21 protein-coding genes are annotated in these 18653 nt (G+C 61.5%); 7 read left to right on the top strand and 14 right to left on the bottom strand.

All coding sequences use genetic code 11. The annotated features are described in order from the left end of the window. From ABCW43_RS24000 to ABCW43_RS23985, 4 genes are all read right to left on the bottom strand, one after another. Complete coding sequence (locus ABCW43_RS24000) at window positions 1-363, bottom strand: hypothetical protein (RefSeq protein ID WP_345929122.1); 363 nt, start codon at window positions 361-363, stop codon at window positions 1-3. 92 nt (window positions 364-455) lie between these two features. Next, a complete protein-coding gene (locus ABCW43_RS23995) occupies window positions 456-1307 on the bottom strand; it encodes a C40 family peptidase (RefSeq protein ID WP_345929412.1) in 852 nt (283 codons plus the stop codon). Between the two features lie 31 nt (window positions 1308-1338). After that, a complete protein-coding gene (locus ABCW43_RS23990; protein ID WP_037079769.1) occupies window positions 1339-1680 on the bottom strand; it encodes a MarR family transcriptional regulator in 342 nt (113 codons plus the stop codon). 86 nt (window positions 1681-1766) lie between these two features. Then, window positions 1767-3161, bottom strand: a complete 1395-nt coding sequence (locus ABCW43_RS23985) for a leucyl aminopeptidase family protein (RefSeq protein ID WP_345929119.1) — start codon at window positions 3159-3161, stop codon at window positions 1767-1769. 141 nt (window positions 3162-3302) lie between these two features. Between ABCW43_RS23985 and ABCW43_RS23980 the strand changes: the two genes are divergently transcribed. Next, entirely contained in the window at window positions 3303-4139 is an 837-nt protein-coding gene (locus ABCW43_RS23980) for a tetratricopeptide repeat protein (RefSeq protein WP_345929117.1), read from the top strand. An 11-nt stretch (window positions 4140-4150) separates the two neighbouring features. Here the strand turns inward: ABCW43_RS23980 and ABCW43_RS23975 are convergent, their stop codons facing one another. From ABCW43_RS23975 to ABCW43_RS23930, 10 genes are all read right to left on the bottom strand, one after another. Then, window positions 4151-4309, bottom strand: coding sequence for a hypothetical protein (locus tag ABCW43_RS23975; RefSeq protein ID WP_345929115.1), 159 nt, complete (start codon window positions 4307-4309; stop codon window positions 4151-4153). Window positions 4310-4447: 138 nt separating this feature from the next. Further along, entirely contained in the window at window positions 4448-5422 is a 975-nt protein-coding gene (locus ABCW43_RS23970; RefSeq protein WP_345929113.1) for a type II secretion system F family protein, read from the bottom strand. A gap of 12 nt (window positions 5423-5434) precedes the next feature. After that, the gene (locus ABCW43_RS23965) at window positions 5435-6448 is read right to left on the bottom strand and encodes a type II secretion system F family protein (protein WP_345929111.1); all 1014 of its coding nucleotides are present in this window, start codon (window positions 6446-6448) and stop codon (window positions 5435-5437) included. Window positions 6449-6461: 13 nt separating this feature from the next. Beyond that, window positions 6462-7952, bottom strand: a complete 1491-nt coding sequence (locus tag ABCW43_RS23960; protein WP_345929109.1) for a TadA family conjugal transfer-associated ATPase — start codon at window positions 7950-7952, stop codon at window positions 6462-6464. A gap of 15 nt (window positions 7953-7967) precedes the next feature. Further along, window positions 7968-9263 (bottom strand): CpaE/TadZ family protein, encoded by a 1296-nt coding sequence (locus ABCW43_RS23955; protein WP_345929107.1) that lies wholly within the window; start codon window positions 9261-9263, stop codon window positions 7968-7970. A 21-nt stretch (window positions 9264-9284) separates the two neighbouring features. Next, window positions 9285-10010: a CpaD family pilus assembly protein gene (locus tag ABCW43_RS23950; protein ID WP_345929105.1), complete on the bottom strand. Its 726-nt coding sequence runs from the start codon at window positions 10008-10010 to the stop codon at window positions 9285-9287. A gap of 6 nt (window positions 10011-10016) precedes the next feature. Beyond that, a complete protein-coding gene (locus ABCW43_RS23945) occupies window positions 10017-11513 on the bottom strand; it encodes a type II and III secretion system protein family protein (protein ID WP_345929410.1) in 1497 nt (498 codons plus the stop codon). A gap of 58 nt (window positions 11514-11571) precedes the next feature. Continuing rightward, entirely contained in the window at window positions 11572-12384 is an 813-nt protein-coding gene (cpaB, locus tag ABCW43_RS23940) for a Flp pilus assembly protein CpaB (RefSeq protein ID WP_345929103.1), read from the bottom strand. A gap of 113 nt (window positions 12385-12497) precedes the next feature. Continuing rightward, window positions 12498-13010, bottom strand: coding sequence for an A24 family peptidase (locus tag ABCW43_RS23935; protein ID WP_345929408.1), 513 nt, complete (start codon window positions 13008-13010; stop codon window positions 12498-12500). A 143-nt stretch (window positions 13011-13153) separates the two neighbouring features. Beyond that, window positions 13154-13342, bottom strand: coding sequence for a Flp family type IVb pilin (locus ABCW43_RS23930; RefSeq protein ID WP_345929101.1), 189 nt, complete (start codon window positions 13340-13342; stop codon window positions 13154-13156). A 420-nt stretch (window positions 13343-13762) separates the two neighbouring features. On the opposite strand from ABCW43_RS23930, the gene ABCW43_RS23925 reads away from it, so the two are divergent. The 6 genes from ABCW43_RS23925 to upp all read left to right on the top strand — a co-directional run bounded on the left by ABCW43_RS23925 (window position 13763) and on the right by upp (window position 18529). Beyond that, entirely contained in the window at window positions 13763-14155 is a 393-nt protein-coding gene (locus tag ABCW43_RS23925) for a pilus assembly protein N-terminal domain-containing protein (protein WP_445738998.1), read from the top strand. A gap of 100 nt (window positions 14156-14255) precedes the next feature. Then, window positions 14256-14894 (top strand): TadE/TadG family type IV pilus assembly protein, encoded by a 639-nt coding sequence (locus ABCW43_RS23920; RefSeq protein ID WP_345929097.1) that lies wholly within the window; start codon window positions 14256-14258, stop codon window positions 14892-14894. 65 nt (window positions 14895-14959) lie between these two features. Then, entirely contained in the window at window positions 14960-15490 is a 531-nt protein-coding gene (locus ABCW43_RS23915; RefSeq protein WP_345929407.1) for a TadE/TadG family type IV pilus assembly protein, read from the top strand. Window positions 15491-15603: 113 nt separating this feature from the next. Further along, window positions 15604-16824, top strand: a complete 1221-nt coding sequence (locus ABCW43_RS23910; protein WP_345929096.1) for a phosphopentomutase — start codon at window positions 15604-15606, stop codon at window positions 16822-16824. Then, on the top strand, window positions 16821-17837 hold the full coding sequence (locus ABCW43_RS23905) for an adenosine deaminase (RefSeq protein WP_345929094.1): 1017 nt from the start codon (window positions 16821-16823) through the stop codon (window positions 17835-17837). The genes ABCW43_RS23910 and ABCW43_RS23905 overlap by 4 nt, the downstream gene beginning before the upstream one ends. Window positions 17838-17899: 62 nt before the next feature. Next, window positions 17900-18529, top strand: a complete 630-nt coding sequence (gene upp, locus ABCW43_RS23900; protein ID WP_046603487.1) for a uracil phosphoribosyltransferase — start codon at window positions 17900-17902, stop codon at window positions 18527-18529. The last annotated feature ends 124 nt before the right edge of the window (window positions 18530-18653 follow it).

The raw sequence follows: 18653 nt of genomic DNA, 5'->3' as shown, positions 1-18653 counted from the left end.
TTATTCGGGAAGATGGTGCGGGTGGAGACCGGGGACCCACTCGGTATTGGGCATGCGCGTACCGGTATAGGTGATGCCGCTCGGCGTCTTGCAGCGATAGATCCGCGTCGGCATAACGTCGCCGTAGAGAATGTCGAAACCGCCACGGCTGCGATAGACGTTCTCGATATCGCTGGTGCACTCATAGGCCTGTTTCTTCGCGTGTTCTTCCTCCGGCACGACGCCGGGCAGGTTGCGGAAGTAGGTCTGCACATCCTTGGGGAAGGCCTGGGGCTCGGCCGCGAATACCTCAGCCGGAACCAGCGCGGCGACAAGCAGCGCCACGAGCATCACGGCCGGCAATATCCATGCACCTTTGAGCATCAATCGACTCCTCATCCACGAAAGCTGCGGACGAATGAGAGATATGGACGGCAGGATGTCCAATCCATGGGCCGGGGACCACGTTTGCGTGATCATCGGCGGTTATCCAGGCGGCGATAACCGGTGGGCTGCTGGTAGAGCCAGCCGATCCGCTGAACGGCCGCTTCGAAATTCTCGCGGGCGACGCTCATCGTGTGGCCGTTGGCGTGGAGAAGCGTCTCGGCATTCTCCATGATGCCGACATGACCCATCCATAGAACGAGGTCGCCGCGGCGAAGTTCCCCCCGGCCGATCTCTTTGCCGATCGAGGCCTGCATATCGGAATCGCGCGGGGCGGATTGGCCGGTCATCATCAGGGCGAGCTGTACGAGCGCCGAGCAATCAAGACCGAAACCGGAACGGCCACCCCAGAGATAGGGCGTCTCGATGAATTTTTCGGCGACGGCGACGTAGTCGTCACCCAAGGTCTCGGCGATGGGGAGACAATGGCGGGCGATCACCGCCTCGCCGTTCGCCAGGACGAAATAACGGGTGCCGCGGGTTTCCACCTCGCCGACGATGGTGATGCGGCTGCCCATGGACAGGGCGCCGACCGGCGGCTTGCGGAGCTCCGGTTCCGGATAAAGGAAAGTGCGCGGCACAGCGATGCGATGGGTCGGCTCGTCCAGGCTTCCAAGCATCGTTTCGGGCAGGTAGCCGACATAACCGTCCTGATCGGCCTGCACCCAGGCAAAACCGTCGGCGCGGTCGAAGACCCGCACCGTTTCACCGAAGAGAAGTTCGCTATCGAAGCCGCGGGCGAGGTCCGGTGCCGGACGCAGCTGCGCGACAGGTACTCCAATGCGCGCCGGTTCGCCGCGGACGAACTGGCCGGCCTCGACGCTGCCTTTCAGCTTCTCGTCGGCAAGGTCGGGGCGAAAGGCGTGCAGGCGTCTATCGAGCAGTGTCGTCACTTCAAATACCCCGTCGAAACCCTCATTGGCGACCCTCCCGGATGATCAGGTCGCCCAGCTTTTCCAGATAGAGCGCACCCGCCACCGTGCGCTTGATCACCACGTTGCGGCGGTCCCGCTCGTCGCGCTGGCGGTCCACCAGACCCATCTCGCCCATCGTGTCGAGCGCGCGGGTGATGACCGGCTTGGTGACGCCGAGCGTCGCCGCGAGCCCCCGCACCGTGTGGGGCGGCGGCACGAGGTAAATATGCAGCAGAATGGACATCTGGCGCAATGTCAGATCGCGGCCATCATGCCGCACCTGCTCCAGGGATACCCGGTGCCAGAGGCCCAGCGCTTCCGTGGCCGTCAGTTCAACCGGCATCACCACCTCGGTTCAAAAATCCGGCCTCGCTTCACAATCCGACGAATTTTAGGCCGAAGATCTTACCGGTTTGTTTCGGTTCCGGTTTATTTCGCGGCCATGTCGCTGATCGTGCGGTAGAGCGCGCGGATCGCAAACGCCTCGCCGCCGATCGGCGCCTGCGGCCTTTCGGCCGCCACCCAGCCGTAGATGTCGAAATGCACCCAACTCCTGGTAGCGGTGACGAAGCGCTTGAGGAAAAGTGCCGCGGTGATCGCACCGGCCATTCCGCCCGATGGCGAATTGGTGATGTCGGCGGCGCGGGAGCGGATATCCTTGTCGTAGCCCATCCAGAGCGGCAGGCGCCACATCGGATCGGCCTCGGCCCGGCCCGCGTCCATCAGCTTGCCGGCGAGCGCTTCGTCGTCGGTGAAATAGGGCGCAAGCTCGGTGCCGAGCGCCACGCGGGCAGCCCCCGTCAGCGTCGACATGTCGATCATCAGGTCCGGCGGGTTTTCGTCCGCATAGGCAAGCGCATCGGCAAGGACCAATCGGCCTTCCGCATCGGTATTGTCGATCTGGACGGTGATGCCCTTGCGGCTCCTGTAGATATCGCCGGGGCGGAAGGCGTTGCCGGAAATGGAATTCTCGACGGCCGGCACCAGAACCTGCAAATCCACCTTGAGGCCGGCATCCATGATCATCAGGGCAAGCCCCATGACGTTCGCGGCACCGCCCATGTCCTTCTTCATCAGCGCCATGTTGGCGGCACCCTTGATGTCGAGGCCACCGGTATCGAAACAGACGCCCTTGCCGACCAGGGTGACGCGCGGATGACCCTTCTCTCCCCAACGCATTTCGAGCAGCCGCGGGGCTGAGACGCTGGCGCGGCCGACCGTGTGAACGAGCGGGAAATTCCGGGCGAGCAGGTCCTCGCCGACGATCGAGGTGACGGTTGCGCCGTAATGTTCACCGAGCGCCCTGAAAGCGGCTTCCAGTTCGATCGGCCCCATCTCGTTGGTCGGAATATTGATGAGGTCACGGGCCAGGAAAACGCCGGCCAACTGACGCTCGACATCGGCGGCATCGGCCGTGTCGGGGATCGAAAGCCGGACATCCTTCGGCTTTTCGGATTTGTAGCGGCTGAAGCCGTAGGTGCCGAGGCCGTAACCGAGGGCCAGATGCGCGGCGCCAAGCGGCGATGTCTCGACATGCCAGTCACCGGCGGGCAGGAGCTTGGAGAGTTTTCCGGTAATGAACGGCGCCTCGGCGGGATCGCTGCCAAGGCCGAACAGGGCGCTGCCCACCTCACCGCCGGCCGTCGGCAACAGAAGCACCGCGCCGGCTTCCGCCTTGAAGCCCGAAGCCTTCGCCCAGGCGAGCGCTGCCGCATCGAGCTTCCCCGCGTCGAGGTCGGAAGGGGTCACCGCATGGATCGGCCTGGTCGCCGCTCCTTTCATGCTGAAGGGAGAGGGGCGTTCGATATACTGATAAGGGGTCATGGGCGGGCCTTCGGAAGCTGCTGGAATCGCTCATCTTAACGATCTGTTAGGGTTAACAGTTTATTGCTGGAGTGGAAATGCGCCATATGCCCCGCTCCTTATTCGGAAGACGTGGCACCGGACCGAACGAGACCGCACCCCATGACCGCTTCCGCAGCCGTGACGCTTCGCAAGACCCGCCTCGCCCAGACCGCCGTCCTCGTGATCCTCGCCACTCTCTCGGTCACCGGCTGCGCGACGAAGCGGGATGTCGCAACGACGGGCTCGATCCCAAGGGCCTCGGCCGCCTCCATGGACGGCATGAACGCGAACGATCTTGCCAGCACCGAGAAGTCTGTCGGCGAGAGCTATGCCCGCGATCCGAAGAACAAGCAGATCGGGCTGCAATACGCGACGGTGCTCGGCATGACGGGCAAGAACGCGCAGGCGCTCGCCGTGATGCAGCAGGTGGCGATCGCCCACCCGGCCGATCGCGACGTGCTGGCGGCCTACGGCAAAGCCCAGGCCGGTGCCGGCCAGCTCGAGCAGGCGCTCGCCACGATCAACCGCGCCCAGACCCCCGATCACCCCGACTGGCGGCTCTATTCCGCCGAAGGTGCGGTGCTCGACCAGCTCGGGCGCTCGGCGGAGGCCCGCCAGAAATACCGCATGGCGCTCGATACCCAGCCGAACGAGCCGAGCGTGATGTCCAATCTCGGAATGTCCTACGTGCTCTCCGGCGACCTGAAGACGGCGGAAACCTACATGCGCAATGCCGCCGGCCAGCCCGCGGCCGACAGCCGCGTCCGCCAGAATCTGGCGCTGGTGGTCGGTCTTCAGGGCCGTTTCGCGGAAGCCGAACAGATCGCCCGCAAGGAACTCTCGCAGCAGCAGGCCGACGCCAACGTCACCTATCTTCGCTCGATGCTCTCCCAGCAGAATGCCTGGGCGAAACTCGCCGACAAGGATGGCAAGAGCAAGCCTAACAATACGAACTGATCAGGCTTCCGTCATTCCAACAAAAAACCGGCCTTGCGCCGGTTTTCCTGTTTTCGGGTGGTCCTCCATCGATACGCCTTCAGATGAGGCGCGAAATCACCGTGATGATTCCGCCGATCAGGACGAGGTTCACGCAAAGTCTTGCCAGCATCGGTATCCTCCAAAATCATGTGGCGCTCCTGTCCGCCTTCGTTAAACGGACAGATTTTTCGCTCGATAAGGGGATATTGATCGATCGCCGCTGAATGCGGTCTGAAGCTGGAATTCAGGTGGCGTTCACCGTCGGCTCGGCGATGCGGCCGACTTCATTAAAACTTGTCGGCGACCTGGATTCCGGCGGGGCCGAGGATGACGGCGATCAGCACCGGCAGGAAGAACAGGATCATCGGCACGGTGAGTTTCGGCGGCAGGGCGGCTGCCTTCTTTTCCGCCTCGTTCATCCGCTCGTCGCGGCCTTCCTGGGCAAGCACACGCAGGGCCGAAGCAATCGGCGTGCCGTAGCGTTCCGCCTGGATCAGCGCCTGGGTCACGGCCCTGACGATATCGAGCTGGGTACGGATGCCGAGATTTTCGAGTGCGGTGCGGCGGTCCTGCAGGAAGGAGAGCTCGGCCGTCGTCAGCACCATTTCCTCGGCCAGCGGCGGCGATGTCTGCGCCATCTCCTCGGCCACGCGTCGCATCGCCGCTTCCATGGAAATCCCGGATTCGACGCAGATCAACATCAGGTCGAGCGCATCGGGCCAGGCCCGCTTGATGGAATGCTGGCGCTTATTCACCCGGTTGGAAATGTAGATGTTCGGCACGTAGAAACCGATATAGCCGACGACGATCGCCGCCAGCATACGGATCGGGAACGGCCGGGTGGCGAGGTTGCCGAGCACGAAAATCCAGACGATGGCAGCTGCCAGGAAAACGAAGGGCAGCAGGAAACGGGCCAGCAGGAACATGTTGAGGGCGTTCTGCGACCTCAGACCGGCGGCACGAAGCCTGTTGACGGTGTTGTCGTCCACCAGCGCCTTGCGCAGATTGAAGCGCTCGACGATCTGCCGGACCGACTGATTGTTCTGCGCGCGCAGTGACGTCTTCGATTGTTCGGAATTCATGCGGGCGCGTTCGCGGGCGCGGATCTGTTCGCGCTCCGTGGAGACCGCCTTCATGCGCTTGTCGAGATCTCCTTTTTCGAGAAAAGGGCTCGCCAGCGTGTAGAGGGTCGCGAAAACCGCCACGGCCACCAGGATGGCGAGCAGTGTGGTCGGATCGGTGAGCGTCGTTGCCAGTCCCATCGCTCCATCCCCTCAGATGTCGAAGTTGATCATGTTGCGCATGACGAAGATGCCGATCGACATCCAGACCCCGGAAAGCAAAAGGATCAGGTGCCCGCGCGGATCAGTGAATATGATCGAGATGTACTGAGGCGACGTGAGATAGACGAGCAGCGAGACGATGAAGGGCAGAGCCCCGATGATCACCGCCGACGCCTTGGCTTCCATCGACAACGCCTGCACCTTGGCCTTCATCTTCCTGCGTTCGCGCAGCACCTTGGAAAGGTTGCCGATCGCTTCGGAAAGATTGCCGCCGGCCTGGCCCTGGAGGGTGATGACGATCGAGAAGAAATTCACCTCCGGCAGCGGCATGGTCATCATCATGCGGGTGCAGGCTTCCGGAATGCTCAGGCCCACCTGCTGGGATTCGATCACGCGGCGGAATTCCGTCTTCACCGGCTCCTGGCCGTCGGAAGCAATCAACCGCATCGCATCGTTGAGCGGCAGACCGGATTTGATCGATCGCACCATGACATCGAGCGCATTCGGAAATTCCTCCAGAAACTTCTTCTGGCGGCGCTTGACCAGGAAACCGATGATCCAGCGCGGCAACCCGACCGCGCTGACGAAGGCGGCACCAAGGGCGGCGAGCAGCGGCAGGCCGGCGATCAGGGTGACGAGGAAAACGAAGACGCCGAAAAGGACGCTGAACATGTAGAAGCGGCCCATCGTCAGGGAAAGCCCGGTCTGGGGGAGCTTGGCCTTCAAGCTGCCGTCGGCCATCTTCTTGTTCTTCTCTTCCTGCTTCTTCTCCAGGTCCTTGATCGAATCCTGCATGGACTTTCGCCGCTTGGAAAGCTCCTGCACGCGGTCGCGCGCGGCCTTGACCTTGTTGAGGTCGGTTTCCGCCGATTTCACCCGGTTGAGCCGGCTGTCGGCCTTCTTTTCCACTTCCATGCGGGAGAACAACAGCCCGTAACAGACCGCCGCCGCGGCGACCGCCACGAGGGCGATGATCGCCACGACGTTGATATCCAGCCCGAACATGGAACCCTGCTCCTTAGTCCTTGGTTTTTTCCATCGAGTCGAGGGCCGCAGAAAGGCGCTTTTCCTCGTTGTAATAACGGGCGCGATCCCAGAAATGCGGCTTCACGATGCCGGTCGACATATGCTTGCCGATCAGGCGGCCATTCGCATCCTCGCCATCGATCTCGTAGCGCATCAGGTCCTGGGTGACGATCACGTCGCCTTCCATGCCGACCACCTCGGTGATCTGGGTGATGCGGCGCGAACCGTCGCGCAGGCGGGCCGCCTGGATGATCACGTCGATCGAACCGGTAATGATCTCGCGCACGGTCTTGGCCGGCAGCGAATAACCGCCCATGGCAATCATCGATTCCATACGGCTCAGGCATTCGCGCGGCGTGTTGGCGTGGATCGTGCCCATCGAGCCGTCGTGGCCGGTGTTCATCGCCTGAAGCAAGTCGAAGACTTCCGGTCCGCGCACTTCGCCGACGATGATGCGTTCGGGACGCATGCGCAGGCAGTTCTTGACGAGGTCGCGCATGGTGATCTCGCCCTCGCCCTCAATGTTCGGCGGGCGGGTTTCGAGCCGGACCACATGCGGTTGCTGCAGCTGCAGTTCGGCCGTGTCCTCGCAGGTGATGACCCGCTCTTCCTTGTCGATATAGTTGGTCAGGCAGTTCAGGAGCGTCGTCTTGCCGGAACCGGTACCGCCGGAAATGACGATATTGCAGCGGACGCGGCCGATGATCTGCAGGAGCGTCGCCCCTTCCGGCGTGATCGCGCCGAACTTGACCAGTTGGTCGAGGTTGAGCTTGTCCTTCTTGAACTTGCGGATGGTGAGCGCCGGTCCGTCGATGGCGAGCGGCGGGGCGATGACGTTGACACGCGAACCATCCGGCAGGCGCGCGTCGCAGATCGGCGAGGATTCGTCGACGCGGCGGCCGACCTGGCTGACGATGCGCTGGCAGATCGACAGGAGCTGGGAATTGTCGCGGAAGCGGATCTCGGATTCGATCGTCTTGCCGGCGACTTCGATGAAGGTCTGCCCGGCGCCGTTGACCATGATGTCGGAGATATCGTCGCGAGCGAGCAACGGCTCCAGCGGGCCATAACCCAGAACGTCGTTGCAGATGTCCTCGAGCAGTTCCTCCTGCTCGGAGATCGACATCGCGAAGTTCTTGATGGTGATGATATCGTTGACGATATCGCGGATTTCCTCGCGCGCGCTTTCCGCATCGAGCTTGGCAAGCTGGGAAAGGTCGATCGTATCGATCAGCGCCGAGAAGACCTGGCTTTTGGTGTCGTAATAGAGTTCCGTGCGCGCCGGACGCTTGCGAGCCGCCGATTGGGGGGCGAGCGGCGGCGGCGAAGAGATCTGCTGCCGCTGGGCGGCGGGATCGCGCACCGGCTCGGCAAGGACTTCCGGAGCGGCGGACCGCACCGCGGCAGGCGCAGGTGCAGCCGGCAGCGGCGGCGCCACGCTGCCGCTCTTCCCAAATCCCTCGTTTCCGCGTTTTCCAAACATACCGGTTTCCTGGTGTTATGCCTTCTTGCGCCCGAGCATGCCGAGCATCTTGCCGAGGCCACCCTTCTTCACCTTCTTCATGGCGACACGACCCGTGACGATATGGGCGATCTGGGAGAAGGTTTCGGCGGCGGGCGATTTTGCATCGATTTCGGAAACCATGCGGCCGCTATTGGCGGCATTGCCGAACAACTGCACGTCGAACGGCAGGATGGCGATCGGCTCGATCTCCAATGGTTCGATGAAATCGTTCGGAGCGATCTCCGGACGCTTCGGCATGCCGACCTGGTTGAGGATCAGATGCGGCGCACGGTCGTTCGGGCGAAGCTTTTTCAACGCATCGATCATGTTCTTGGTGTTGCGCAGGTTGGCGAGATCGGGAACCGCGCAGATCACCACCTCGTCGACTTCCGACAGAACCGCGCGCGTCCATTCCGTCCAGCCGTGCGGGACATCGAGGACTGCGACGGGAGCGCTGCGCTGCAGGAGTTCGATGATCGGAGTGAACGCGTTGCGGTCGAAATCATAGGCGCGATCGAGCAGCGAGGGAGCCGCCAGCAGCGAGAGATGCTCGGAGCATTTGGTCAGAAGGCGATCAAGGAAGACCTCGTCCAGGCGTTCCGGCGCGAAGACGGCTTCCGCGATGCCCTGGGCCGGATCCTGATCGAAGTCGATATTGGCGGTGCCGAAGGGAAGATCGAAATCGGCCAGGATGGTTTCGGTCGAGAAGAGGTTCGAAATACCGAAGGCGCAGTTATGCGCAATCGTCGAGGCTCCGACGCCGCCTTTGGCACCGATGAAGGCGATCGATTTGCCGAGCGGCTCGGCTTCGGGATCCACGAAGATCGCCGAGATCGAAGCGAGCATGTCCGGCATCTGCACGGGGCCGACGAGGTATTCGGAAATGCCGTTGCGGATCAGCTCGCGATAGAGCGAGATGTCATTGTAGCGGCCGACGACGATGACCCTGGTCGAGGGGTCGCACACTTCCGCAAGCGGCGTGAGCTCATGGAGCAGGTTCTTCGGCTCGGCGTCGGTTTCCAGGATGATGAGGTTCGGGGTCGGGGTTGACGAAAACATGTTGGCGGCAGCGCTGGTGCCGCCGATCGTCACGCGCAGGTTGACCTTGGCCATGCGGCGATCGCGAGCTATGCGGTCCATCATGCGCTGCATCCCGTCGCTTTCGCAGAAGGAATGGATAGAGATACGCGGCAGTGGGCGCAGCGCGTCGAATTCGCCCGGACGATCGGCGTCCTCGGCAAACCCTTCAGCCTGGCCGGGAGTGCGGATTTCGTAGTTGATCGCGCTCATCGTGTTCTCCGGTTCACTGGCTTACGGCGTCGTCGTGGCGGTGCCGCCGGTGCGGTAGTCGCTGATGACCTTGGCGCGCTGGGTGGCGTCGATCGGCGTTATGGCGCGTGGGGCGATGAGGTCCGTGGGATTGGCCACTTGAGCTGCAAGATTGTTCTGGCTGGCGCAGCCGAAGTTGTACCAGTTCTTGTTGCCGAACGTGTTGTCCGACAGGTCTGCCGGCCATTCGCCGCACTGGCCGGTCATCGCCTTGGTCGTCACGTAGGACAGCCGGATCGGCGCGGCATCGCCGTTCGGCGAGGCGGCGTAACTGCTCATCAGGATCCGCTGCGGCTTGATGCCGGAGCGCGTCAGTTCGCGGCGGATATCGCCCGCCAGATGCTGGGCCGCACCGGAATTATAGGAGCCGTGGGGCACCTGGATCTGTACTACGCCAGCGGGCGACGACATGAAGTTTTGCGCAAATCCCTTGACCGTATCGCGCATCCCGGTCGACAGGCGGACATCACCCGAGGCAATCGGAATATCGAGCGTCGACTGACCTTCCGCCAACACGATCGGATGGCGGGTGCGATAATCGTCGGGGATGGAGCCGGTGGTGAGCTGGCTGTTGCCGCAGGCCGACAGGAGCAGGCCGGATGCTGTCAACGCCAAGGCTGCGGCAATCCTGCGGCGACGGGAGCTGGTTCTACCCTTGGCCATGGCATCCTGTCCTTCGCCGGAGATTTTCTGGGTTTCAATGTCCATGACCGCTCACTTGTAGATAAAGCCTACGGCGCCGTGATATTGGCCCGCCGCGACGGGTTCCTTACGGCCGTAGATCTTGTTGACGCGGTTCAGGAAGAAGCTCGCGGCATCGTTTTCCGGATTGAAGTTGTCGTCCGGCCGGGCGATCTCGTTGCGCGCAACGGGACGGACCAGGTAAGGCGTCGCGATGATCACCAGTTCGGTCTCGTTGCGGACAAAGTCCTTGCTGCGGAAAAGCGTCCCGAACACCGGAACCTTTGAAATGCCCGGAAGGCCTGACATTGCCTGCCGGACATTGTCCTGCACCAGGCCGGCGATGACGATGGAGCCGCCAGATGGCAATTCGACGGTGGTCGAAGCCTCGCGCTTGCGGATCGACATATAGGTATTGCCGGGTATCCGCAGCGAGGCACCGTTACCCGTCACGGCAGAACCTTCGTATGTCGGCTCCGACACGTTGGTTTCGATCACCAGGCTGATGCGCCCGGGGGACAGAACAACGGGCTTGAAGTTCAGCTCGATGCCATAATCGACCGTGTTGACTGTCTGTGTAACAGTGTTGTTCTCGTTGTCGACTTCCTGCTGACCAGGCAGGCGAAATTCGCCGCCGACGTAGAATTTCGCCTGCTGGCCGGAAATGGCGGTCAGGCTGGGTTCGGCAAGCGTGCGCATGACGCCCGCCTGTTCCATAGCGTTCATGTAAGTCGAGAGACCGACATTGCCGATGTTGCCGGACATGATGCCTTGAGCAGCCAAGCCGACGGCATTTCCGAGGTTGGCAGGATTGGCAAAGGCAATAGAGCCCTTGGGACCAGCCACCGAGCCATTGAAACCGAGCTGCTTCAGCACTTGCCGGCTGACTTCCGCGACCGTCACCTTCAGCGTGACCTGGTCCTCGCCCTCGATCGTCAGGAGGTTGACGATCTGGGACTGCTGGCGGTCTTCGGCGAAGATGTCCGCGTCGCCGTTGTTGCCCTGGGCCGTGATATTGCGGGTGGTCGCCTCGCCGCCCTTGAGGAAGGCGGTGGTGAGCTTTTCCGCCTGCGCCGAATCCTGCGGCGTGCGGACGCTGCCGGACAACACGATATTGTCCGAGATGATCTCGACCTTGATGTTCGATTCCGGCAGAAACCGGCGAAGGTTCTGCTCGAGACCGGAAATATCGCGCTCGATTGCGACGTCCAGACTAACGATTTCCTCGCCGTTGGGTCCGAACACGAAGATGTTCGTCTGCCCGACGGTCTTGCCGAAAAGGTAGATGCGGCGGGAGGTGCGCGTCACAGCATCAGCCATGGTCGGGTCGGCGACCAGAATGTCATGGGCGTCCGACGGCAGATCGACGACCAGGGCCTTGTTGAGACCGAGCTGAAGCCGTTTGCGTATTCCGGGACCGCCTTCGGTGATGCGGACGACGCTGTTTTCGGCGGCAAGGGCTTGCGCCGGCTCAACGCTGATCGGGGCGATATTCAGCGAAACGCCGGAAAAGGCGAGGCAAAAAGCCATGCCTGCCGCTGCCGAGCTACGAATCTTGTGTTTCAGACTGTTCACTTGAACGCTCCGTTCATTTCGCCTGCACCGCCGCCGCTGTGCTCTTGACGATCTCCCCCGATTTGATGACCTGGATATCCGCCTTGCCATCACCCCCGTGCAGCAAGTAGTCCGGGGCCACCGTGTCGGCCTCCTGCGCGTCCGCGACCGAACGTAGCGCGAGCGTCAGCCGCTGAGCCATCTGCTGGGCGACGGCGATGACCTTTGCCTGATCCGGCGTCAGTTCCAGCGTCGCCGTGGTGCCGACAACGGATTTCTTGCCGTCCTCGCTTTCCTGGACCTGCTGGTCGATCGCGAGGACGCGAACGTTGCTCAGGATGTTTTCGGTAATGTAATTGCCGCTATCCTTGTTCTCGCGCACCATGATGATGTCGACGCGATCATTCGGCAGCACGAAGCCACCGGCGCCTGTCGCAACCGAGATCTCGGTAGCAACTGCCCGTTTTCCCGACGGCAGCAGCGAGGACATGATCCGGCTGGATGAATCGGCGATCTTCTCGGCGCGCATCGGCTCGCCCTTGAACATCGGCATGCGGACGACGACGCCCTGAAGCTCGGTCATCGCATTCGGGCGCGTGGAATCGGTGATGAACCCGTCGACGATGCCGCTCGACGGCCAGGACATCCACGCCATCGACTTGTCGTTCAGCCGGCTGCCCACGGGCAGGTTCTCAGCCGTCACGAGCACCTTGACCGTCGGCTCCTTCTGGATGACCGTTTCCACCAGTTCGGGTGCCTTCGTGCCTGAAAGGCGCATGGCGAGCATACCGGCGAGGCCCGCCGCCACCACGGCAACCGCTAGAATAATGATACGGGTGGGCTTCATGGCCATTCCTTGAGGGAACACTAACTTCCCGGAGAATGGCCTCCAATGGTGTAATTATAGTTAATGAGAAGCTTACAATTCTGGTTAACGCGATCTTTCAATCGCTGAAACCTTTATTGAAACGCCTTCATGGCCAAGGAATATATTGGTGCCTGCTCGAAGGTCAGGAAACCGGCGATCGCGATGGCGATCCCGTAGGGAATCTTCCTGACATTGACGAGGGATGGCGGAAGGGGAATGCCCATAGCCATGACCGACCCCGCTTGGGAGCGCAGAAGCAGGAAGACGAGTGTCACGGCGCCACCGACATAACCGACCGTGGCGAGCAACACGAGGAGCGAATGATTAAAGCCGAACCAGACGGCAGTTGCGGTCAGGAGTTTCGCATCGCCGCCGCCCATGACGTTCGCAGCAAACAGCGCGAAGCAGACGGCGAACACTGCCAGGCCGGCAACGAGACTCATGCCGATCTCCGGCCATGCGAGACCCGAAAACGGCGCCAGGACCAGAAAGGCGGCAAGAGCAACCGCTGAAACATGGTTCGGGATCGTCATGCTGACGAAATCGGAAATGGCGGCAAGCGCCAGGCAAAGCGGCAGGATTGTGAGAATGGCCAGAGTGATCACGATCATTGCTGAATCCGCCGCCATCAGTCAGGATTTGCGTGGGCAGAATGCGCGCGATCCGCAAATCCCTGCTGAACTACCAAATAAGACGAAGCCGCCCCGATTGTGATCGAGCCGGCTTCCGAAATTTATCAAGGCTGCAATCAGCACGAGGTTGTGCTGTTGCTGCACTTGAGCTTCGTGGCGATGTTGGCAAACTGGTTGTTCAGCGAATTGCCGAGAGTCGTCGCACCAGCGATCAGGGCAACGGAGATGAGTGCTGCGATAAGGCCATACTCGATGGCGGTCGCACCAGACTCATCTTTCATAAAACGAGCGAAAATCTTGGTCATGGAACTCTCCTACTCCACATTGGTTGTTCAGCACTTCCCGACAACTGTTTTCCGTTGTTCGGATGACTGCAACCTACAGAGGGACGATTGCCATCGGCTTAAGGAATATCGTTACCTTCCGGTTAATGGGGTAATGCCGGTTGCGTGGTAAACGAAGGGGAAAGAAGAAAACTTGCATTCGAGCGACCGCCCGCTCCTGCTCAAAATTTGCTAATGTGCATTTTTTTACAACGCCTTAATCTGAATGCGGAAAGTCTGAAATTCGCTTCTGTGAGCTGCAATCCCGGCCAATCCGCAATCGTTAAGACGAGAACAAGAACAGCCTTCTGTGCCGCTTAACCCTTCATTCACCAATCGCAGCCATCCTTGCGCAGATAACAACCTCACCTGAAGGCCCCTCCAATGCTGTTCCGTAGCGTCATGGTTCGACTCCTCGCCATTTGCGGTGTCGTCTTCGCGGGCGCAGGGCAAGTGGCGGCGCAGGATCAAGAGGACCTTCTGCGCGTATTCATGAATCACGCGCGCGTGCTGAAGCTCGACAGGCCGGTCAGCAAGGTCATCGTCGGCAATTCGAACGTTGCCGATGCCACCGTTGCGGATTCCACGACGATCGTCCTCACCGGCCGCAGTTTCGGCACCACCAATCTCGTGCTGCTGGATGCCGAGGGCAATGCGATCGCCGACGAACGCATCCTCGTTTCCATCGATGAGGGGAACACGGTGCGGGTCTTCCGGCAAACGGAACGCTCCATCCTCTCCTGCACACCCAATTGCGAACAGCACGCCGAGTTCAAGAACACCGGCTCGCCCTGATCGGGGACAGGTCGTTAAACTGCTGTGTATCGCCGCAACGGAATCTCAATAATCCAGCCATAGGATCGGCACGCTCAAGCCGGGCTGTCGGACGGGAACCATGTGCCAGGATTATGACGATACCAGAAGCAAGGCGCCTCGGCCGGTGAGAGCCAAGGGCGCGTGGTGGCGGATTGTCCGCTCCAGGGACGGTGCGGCCGCGATCGAATTCGCGTTGCTGGCCATTCCCTATTTCCTGATCGTCTTCGCGATCGTCGAAACCTTCATCGCCTATACGGGCGAACAGCTTGTCGCCAATGCCGTCGATACGATGGCGCGCAAGCTCAGGACCGGCAACATTACCTATGGGCTCAATCGTGGCACCGACAAGACCCAGACAGAATTCCGCCGCGCCTTCTGCGAAGAAATATCGATCATGATCAAGTGCAGCGAGGAGGAAATAACGACGCCGGATAAACTCCTGCTCGATGTCCGCTCGTTCGCCAGCTTTGAACTGATCCCGACGACGATTCCGCGCTCGGCTTCCGGCGGCCGATTCGGGGAACTCGACACCTCCTCCTTCGCCTATGCACCTGGCCCCGCGAAAAGCATCAACATGCTGCGCGCCTATTACCGCTGGGACGTCATCACCGATTTGATCCGGCCTTATATCACCAACGTCCGGCCTGCGGACGGCGGACGGCCGAACTATTTCCTGATCGTCGAAACATCCGCCTTCCGAGCCGAGGACTACCCGTGATCGAAGAGCAAAAGTCCCAGCCGGATAAGCGATATCGTGGCCTCTTGGTCCGCCTCAAGCAGTTGATGGCCGACAGGCGCGGCGTGGGAGCAGTGGAGTTCGCGTTGATCGCGCCGCTGCTTCTCAGCCTCTATATTACATCGTTCGAGATTACCATTGGCCTCAGTGTCTCCAAGCGGGTGACGCACAGCGCCAGCACCATCGCCGATCTCGTGACCCGGGAAACGAGCGTCGACAAGACGATGCTCACCACGATGAAGGCGGTGACCGCAAGTCTTTTTGCGCCCTATACGCCCGATAGCCCACCCAGCATTAAAGTCACGGGGGTGACGCTCGATGCCACTGGCAATCCGACCGTCGCCTGGTCATGGGACCAGGACAATGGCAGGCCGTATGTGATCGGCTCTGCGGTACAGGTGCCGGCCGATATGCACATAGCCAATTCCTTCCTTGTCCGGGCGGAGGTCTCCGTTCACCATGAACTCCTGATGTTCATGCCCGGTCTTTTGCCGAGTGAGATGCGGGACCTCACCATTTCGCGCGAGTATTTCTACCGCCAGCGCCTCGGAGACAGTGTCAACTGCACCAACTGCTGAAGCGCGTCGGACGTTATCCCCTTTGCCAATACGTCGCTGCGGCTATATGAATCCCGATTCGAGCCGGCCAGCAGAACCGTCGGCCTGACGATATTCAAACTTCCGGGTGACCGATGGCGCGTGCCTTCCTGTTCGTTCTTGATTCATTCGGCGTGGGCGGCGCCCCGGATGCGGACGAGTATGGCGATTTGGGCTCCAACACGCTCGGGCATATCGCGGAGTTCTGCGCTGCCGGCGTCGGCGACCGGGCGGGCCTGAGGGAAGGCCCGCTGCATCTGCCGAACATGTCGTCGCTCGGGCTTCTGGAAATCGCCAAGCTTGCCAGCGGCGACTATCCAGCCGGGATGCCGATGCCGGAGCGGATCTTCGGCCTTTATGGCGCAGCCAACGAGATCTCCCGCGGCAAGGATACGCCATCCGGCCACTGGGAAATCGCCGGGACGCCCGTGATGTTCGATTGGGGTTACTTCCCGACCGAAGGCGAGGCCTTCTCCCCCGAACTGGTGGACGCCATCTGCCGTGAAGGCAACATTTCGGGCATTCTGGGCAATTGCCACGCATCAGGCACCGAAATCATTGCCCGGCTTGGAGAAGAGCATATCCGCACCGGCAAGCCGATCTGCTACACATCTACGGATTCCGTCTTCCAGATCGCCGCCCACGAAACCCATTTCGGCCTCGACCGGTTGCTCAGGCTCTGCGAAACCGTCCGGGTGCTACTCGATCCGATGAATATAGGCCGGGTGATCGCGCGGCCCTTCCTCGGCGAAACGGCGGAGACGTTCCAGCGCACCGGCAATCGCCGCGACTTCTCCGTGCCGCCGCCGGAACCGACATTGCTCGACCGGCTGATCCGGGGCGGCCGGTCGGTACATGCCATCGGCAAGATCGGCGACATTTTCGCGCACCAGGGCGTCTCGCGCGTCATCAAGGCGGACGGCAATGCGGCGCTGATGGAGGCGACGCTTGCCGCGATGGACGAGGCGGCTCTCGGCGATCTCGTCTTCACCAATTTCGTCGATTTCGACATGCTCTACGGCCATCGTCGTGATGTGCCTGGTTATGCCGCGGCGCTCGAAGCCTTCGACCGCGCCCTGCCGGACGTCCATCGGCGGCTGAAGCCCGGCGATCTCGTCATCCTGACCGCCGACCATGGCTGCGACCCCACCTGGCGCGGCACCGACCACACGCGCGAGCGGGTGCCGGTCATGGCGTTCGGGCCGGGCATCCGCTCCCGCTCGATCGGGATCAGGTCCACCTATTCGGACATTGCCGAGACCATCGCCGCGCATCTGTCGATCCCGCCCGGTCCCAACGGATGGAGCTTCCTTTGACCAGCCACCTCCTCAAGGCCGAGATACACTGCCATATCGAAGGTGCCACGCCGCCGGCGCTGGCAGCGAGCCAGGCCATGAAATACGGCGTCGATGCGAGCAAGATCTTGCGCGACGGCGCCTATGTCTGGTCGGACTTTTCCGAATTTCTCGTCTGTTACGATGCGGTGGCCAGCCTGTTCAGAACGGCCGACGACTACGCGCTTTTGACCGAGACCTATCTTCTGGAACTCGCCGCCGCCAACACGATCTACAGCGAGATCATCGTCTCGCCCGATCACGGAGACCGGATCGGGCTCGGGGCTGATGCCTACCTCGCCGGGATCTGCGACGGCATCCATGCGGCGCGCGAGAAGACCGGCATCGAGGCGCGGATCATCGTGACCGGCGAGCGGCATTTCGGCCCGGACCGGGTGGTCTCGGCCGCCGAATACGCCGCCCGGGCGAAAAACCCTCTGGTCACCGGTTTCAACATGGCCGGCGAGGAGCGCATGGGCCGCGTCGCCGACTATGCCCGCGCCTTCGATATCGCCCGCGATGCGGGACTGGGCCTCACCATCCACGCCGGCGAAGTCTGCGGCGCCTTCAGCGTTTCCGACGCGCTCGATCTGGTGAAACCCTCCCGGATTGGCCATGGCGTGCGCGCAATCGAAGATCCGGCACTGGTGGAGCGGCTTGTCGAGCTGGGCACCGTGCTGGAGGTCTGCCCGGGCTCGAACATTGCGCTGAACGTGTTTCCGGATTTCGACAGCCACCCGCTGAAACGCCTCAAGGCCGCCGGCGTGCGGGTCTGCGTCAACTCCGACGACCCGCCCTTCTTCCACACCTCGCTCGCCCGCGAATACGAGATCGCCTCGGCGATCATGGGGATGTCGGACGGGGCAATCAACGCGATGACGCGGACAGCGGTCGAGGCTGCCTTCGTGGATGAAGCGACAAGGGCAAAGCTCATCGCCCGGCTTGATGCGCAGAGCGGGCCAGAGGCTGGGGATGAGGCGGCCATGCGCGCCTGACGGGTTGCGGAACCGGCCTTTTTCCTGAAAGAAGAAACAGGCAAACAGAAAAGGGGAAGCTCATGGACGGCGTCACTGTCATCGATCATCCGCTGGTGCAGCACAAGCTGACGATCATGCGCAAGAAGGAGACCTCGACGGCCGGTTTCCGACGGCTGCTGCGAGAGATCTCGATGCTGCTCTGCTACGAAGTCACCCGCGACCTCGAACTGACCATGGAAACAATCGAGACGCCGCTGGTGGAGATGCAGGCGCCCGTTGTCGAGGGCAAGAAGCTGGTCTTCGCATCGATCCTGCGTGCCGGCAACGGGCTTCTCGAAGGAATGCTGGAACTGGTGCCTTCGGCCCGCGTCTCGCATATCGGCGTCTATCGCGACCACGAGACGCTGCAGCCGGTCGAATATTACTTCAAGGCGCCGGAAGATATCGCCGAACGGCTGATCATCGTCGTCGATCCGATGCTGGCGACCGGCAATTCCTCGATCGCCGCCGTGGACAAGCTCAAGGAACGCGGGGCGCACAACATCCGCTTCCTGTGCCTGCTCGCGGCACCCGAGGGCATCGCAAACTTCCACGCGGCGCATCCGGATGTAAGGATCTATACCGCCTCGATTGACAGCCATCTCAACGAGAAGGGCTATATCGTGCCCGGTCTCGGTGACGCCGGCGACCGCATGTACGGCACCAAGTAAGTAGTTTAGAATTCGCTTACCAAGCTTTGAATTGAACGGCCTGCGGAGACTTCGCGGGCCGTTTTCTTATGATTTGTCGGTTATGCAGGAAGCGGATATCCGGTTCATGCCGAGAGGGTTGTTC

Source organism: Neorhizobium tunisiense, assembly GCF_039631515.1.
Taxonomy (GTDB): Bacteria; Pseudomonadota; Alphaproteobacteria; order Rhizobiales; family Rhizobiaceae; genus Neorhizobium.
Note: the sequence above shows the minus strand (reverse complement) of the source record. Positions and strands in the feature narration are given on the sequence as shown.

Coding starts and splice junctions, on each gene's coding strand:
- ABCW43_RS23925 (WP_445738998.1), top strand. CDS start 13,763: ATGGTTCGACTCCTCGCCATTTGCGGTGTCGTCTTCGCGGGCGCAGGG.
- ABCW43_RS23965 (WP_345929111.1), bottom strand. CDS start 6,448: ATGTTCGGGCTGGATATCAACGTCGTGGCGATCATCGCCCTCGTGGCG.
- ABCW43_RS23980 (WP_345929117.1), top strand. CDS start 3,303: ATGACCGCTTCCGCAGCCGTGACGCTTCGCAAGACCCGCCTCGCCCAG.
- ABCW43_RS23945 (WP_345929410.1), bottom strand. CDS start 11,513: ATGGCTTTTTGCCTCGCCTTTTCCGGCGTTTCGCTGAATATCGCCCCG.
- ABCW43_RS23960 (WP_345929109.1), bottom strand. CDS start 7,952: ATGTTTGGAAAACGCGGAAACGAGGGATTTGGGAAGAGCGGCAGCGTG.
- ABCW43_RS23910 (WP_345929096.1), top strand. CDS start 15,604: ATGGCGCGTGCCTTCCTGTTCGTTCTTGATTCATTCGGCGTGGGCGGC.
- ABCW43_RS23975 (WP_345929115.1), bottom strand. CDS start 4,309: ATGATTTTGGAGGATACCGATGCTGGCAAGACTTTGCGTGAACCTCGT.
- ABCW43_RS23930 (WP_345929101.1), bottom strand. CDS start 13,342: ATGACCAAGATTTTCGCTCGTTTTATGAAAGATGAGTCTGGTGCGACC.
- ABCW43_RS24000 (WP_345929122.1), bottom strand. CDS start 363: ATGCTCAAAGGTGCATGGATATTGCCGGCCGTGATGCTCGTGGCGCTG.
- upp (WP_046603487.1), top strand. CDS start 17,900: ATGGACGGCGTCACTGTCATCGATCATCCGCTGGTGCAGCACAAGCTG.
- ABCW43_RS23955 (WP_345929107.1), bottom strand. CDS start 9,263: ATGAGCGCGATCAACTACGAAATCCGCACTCCCGGCCAGGCTGAAGGG.
- cpaB (WP_345929103.1), bottom strand. CDS start 12,384: ATGAAGCCCACCCGTATCATTATTCTAGCGGTTGCCGTGGTGGCGGCG.
- ABCW43_RS23915 (WP_345929407.1), top strand. CDS start 14,960: ATGGCCGACAGGCGCGGCGTGGGAGCAGTGGAGTTCGCGTTGATCGCG.
- ABCW43_RS23920 (WP_345929097.1), top strand. CDS start 14,256: ATGTGCCAGGATTATGACGATACCAGAAGCAAGGCGCCTCGGCCGGTG.
- ABCW43_RS23970 (WP_345929113.1), bottom strand. CDS start 5,422: ATGGGACTGGCAACGACGCTCACCGATCCGACCACACTGCTCGCCATC.
- ABCW43_RS23950 (WP_345929105.1), bottom strand. CDS start 10,010: ATGGACATTGAAACCCAGAAAATCTCCGGCGAAGGACAGGATGCCATG.
- ABCW43_RS23985 (WP_345929119.1), bottom strand. CDS start 3,161: ATGACCCCTTATCAGTATATCGAACGCCCCTCTCCCTTCAGCATGAAA.
- ABCW43_RS23990 (WP_037079769.1), bottom strand. CDS start 1,680: ATGCCGGTTGAACTGACGGCCACGGAAGCGCTGGGCCTCTGGCACCGG.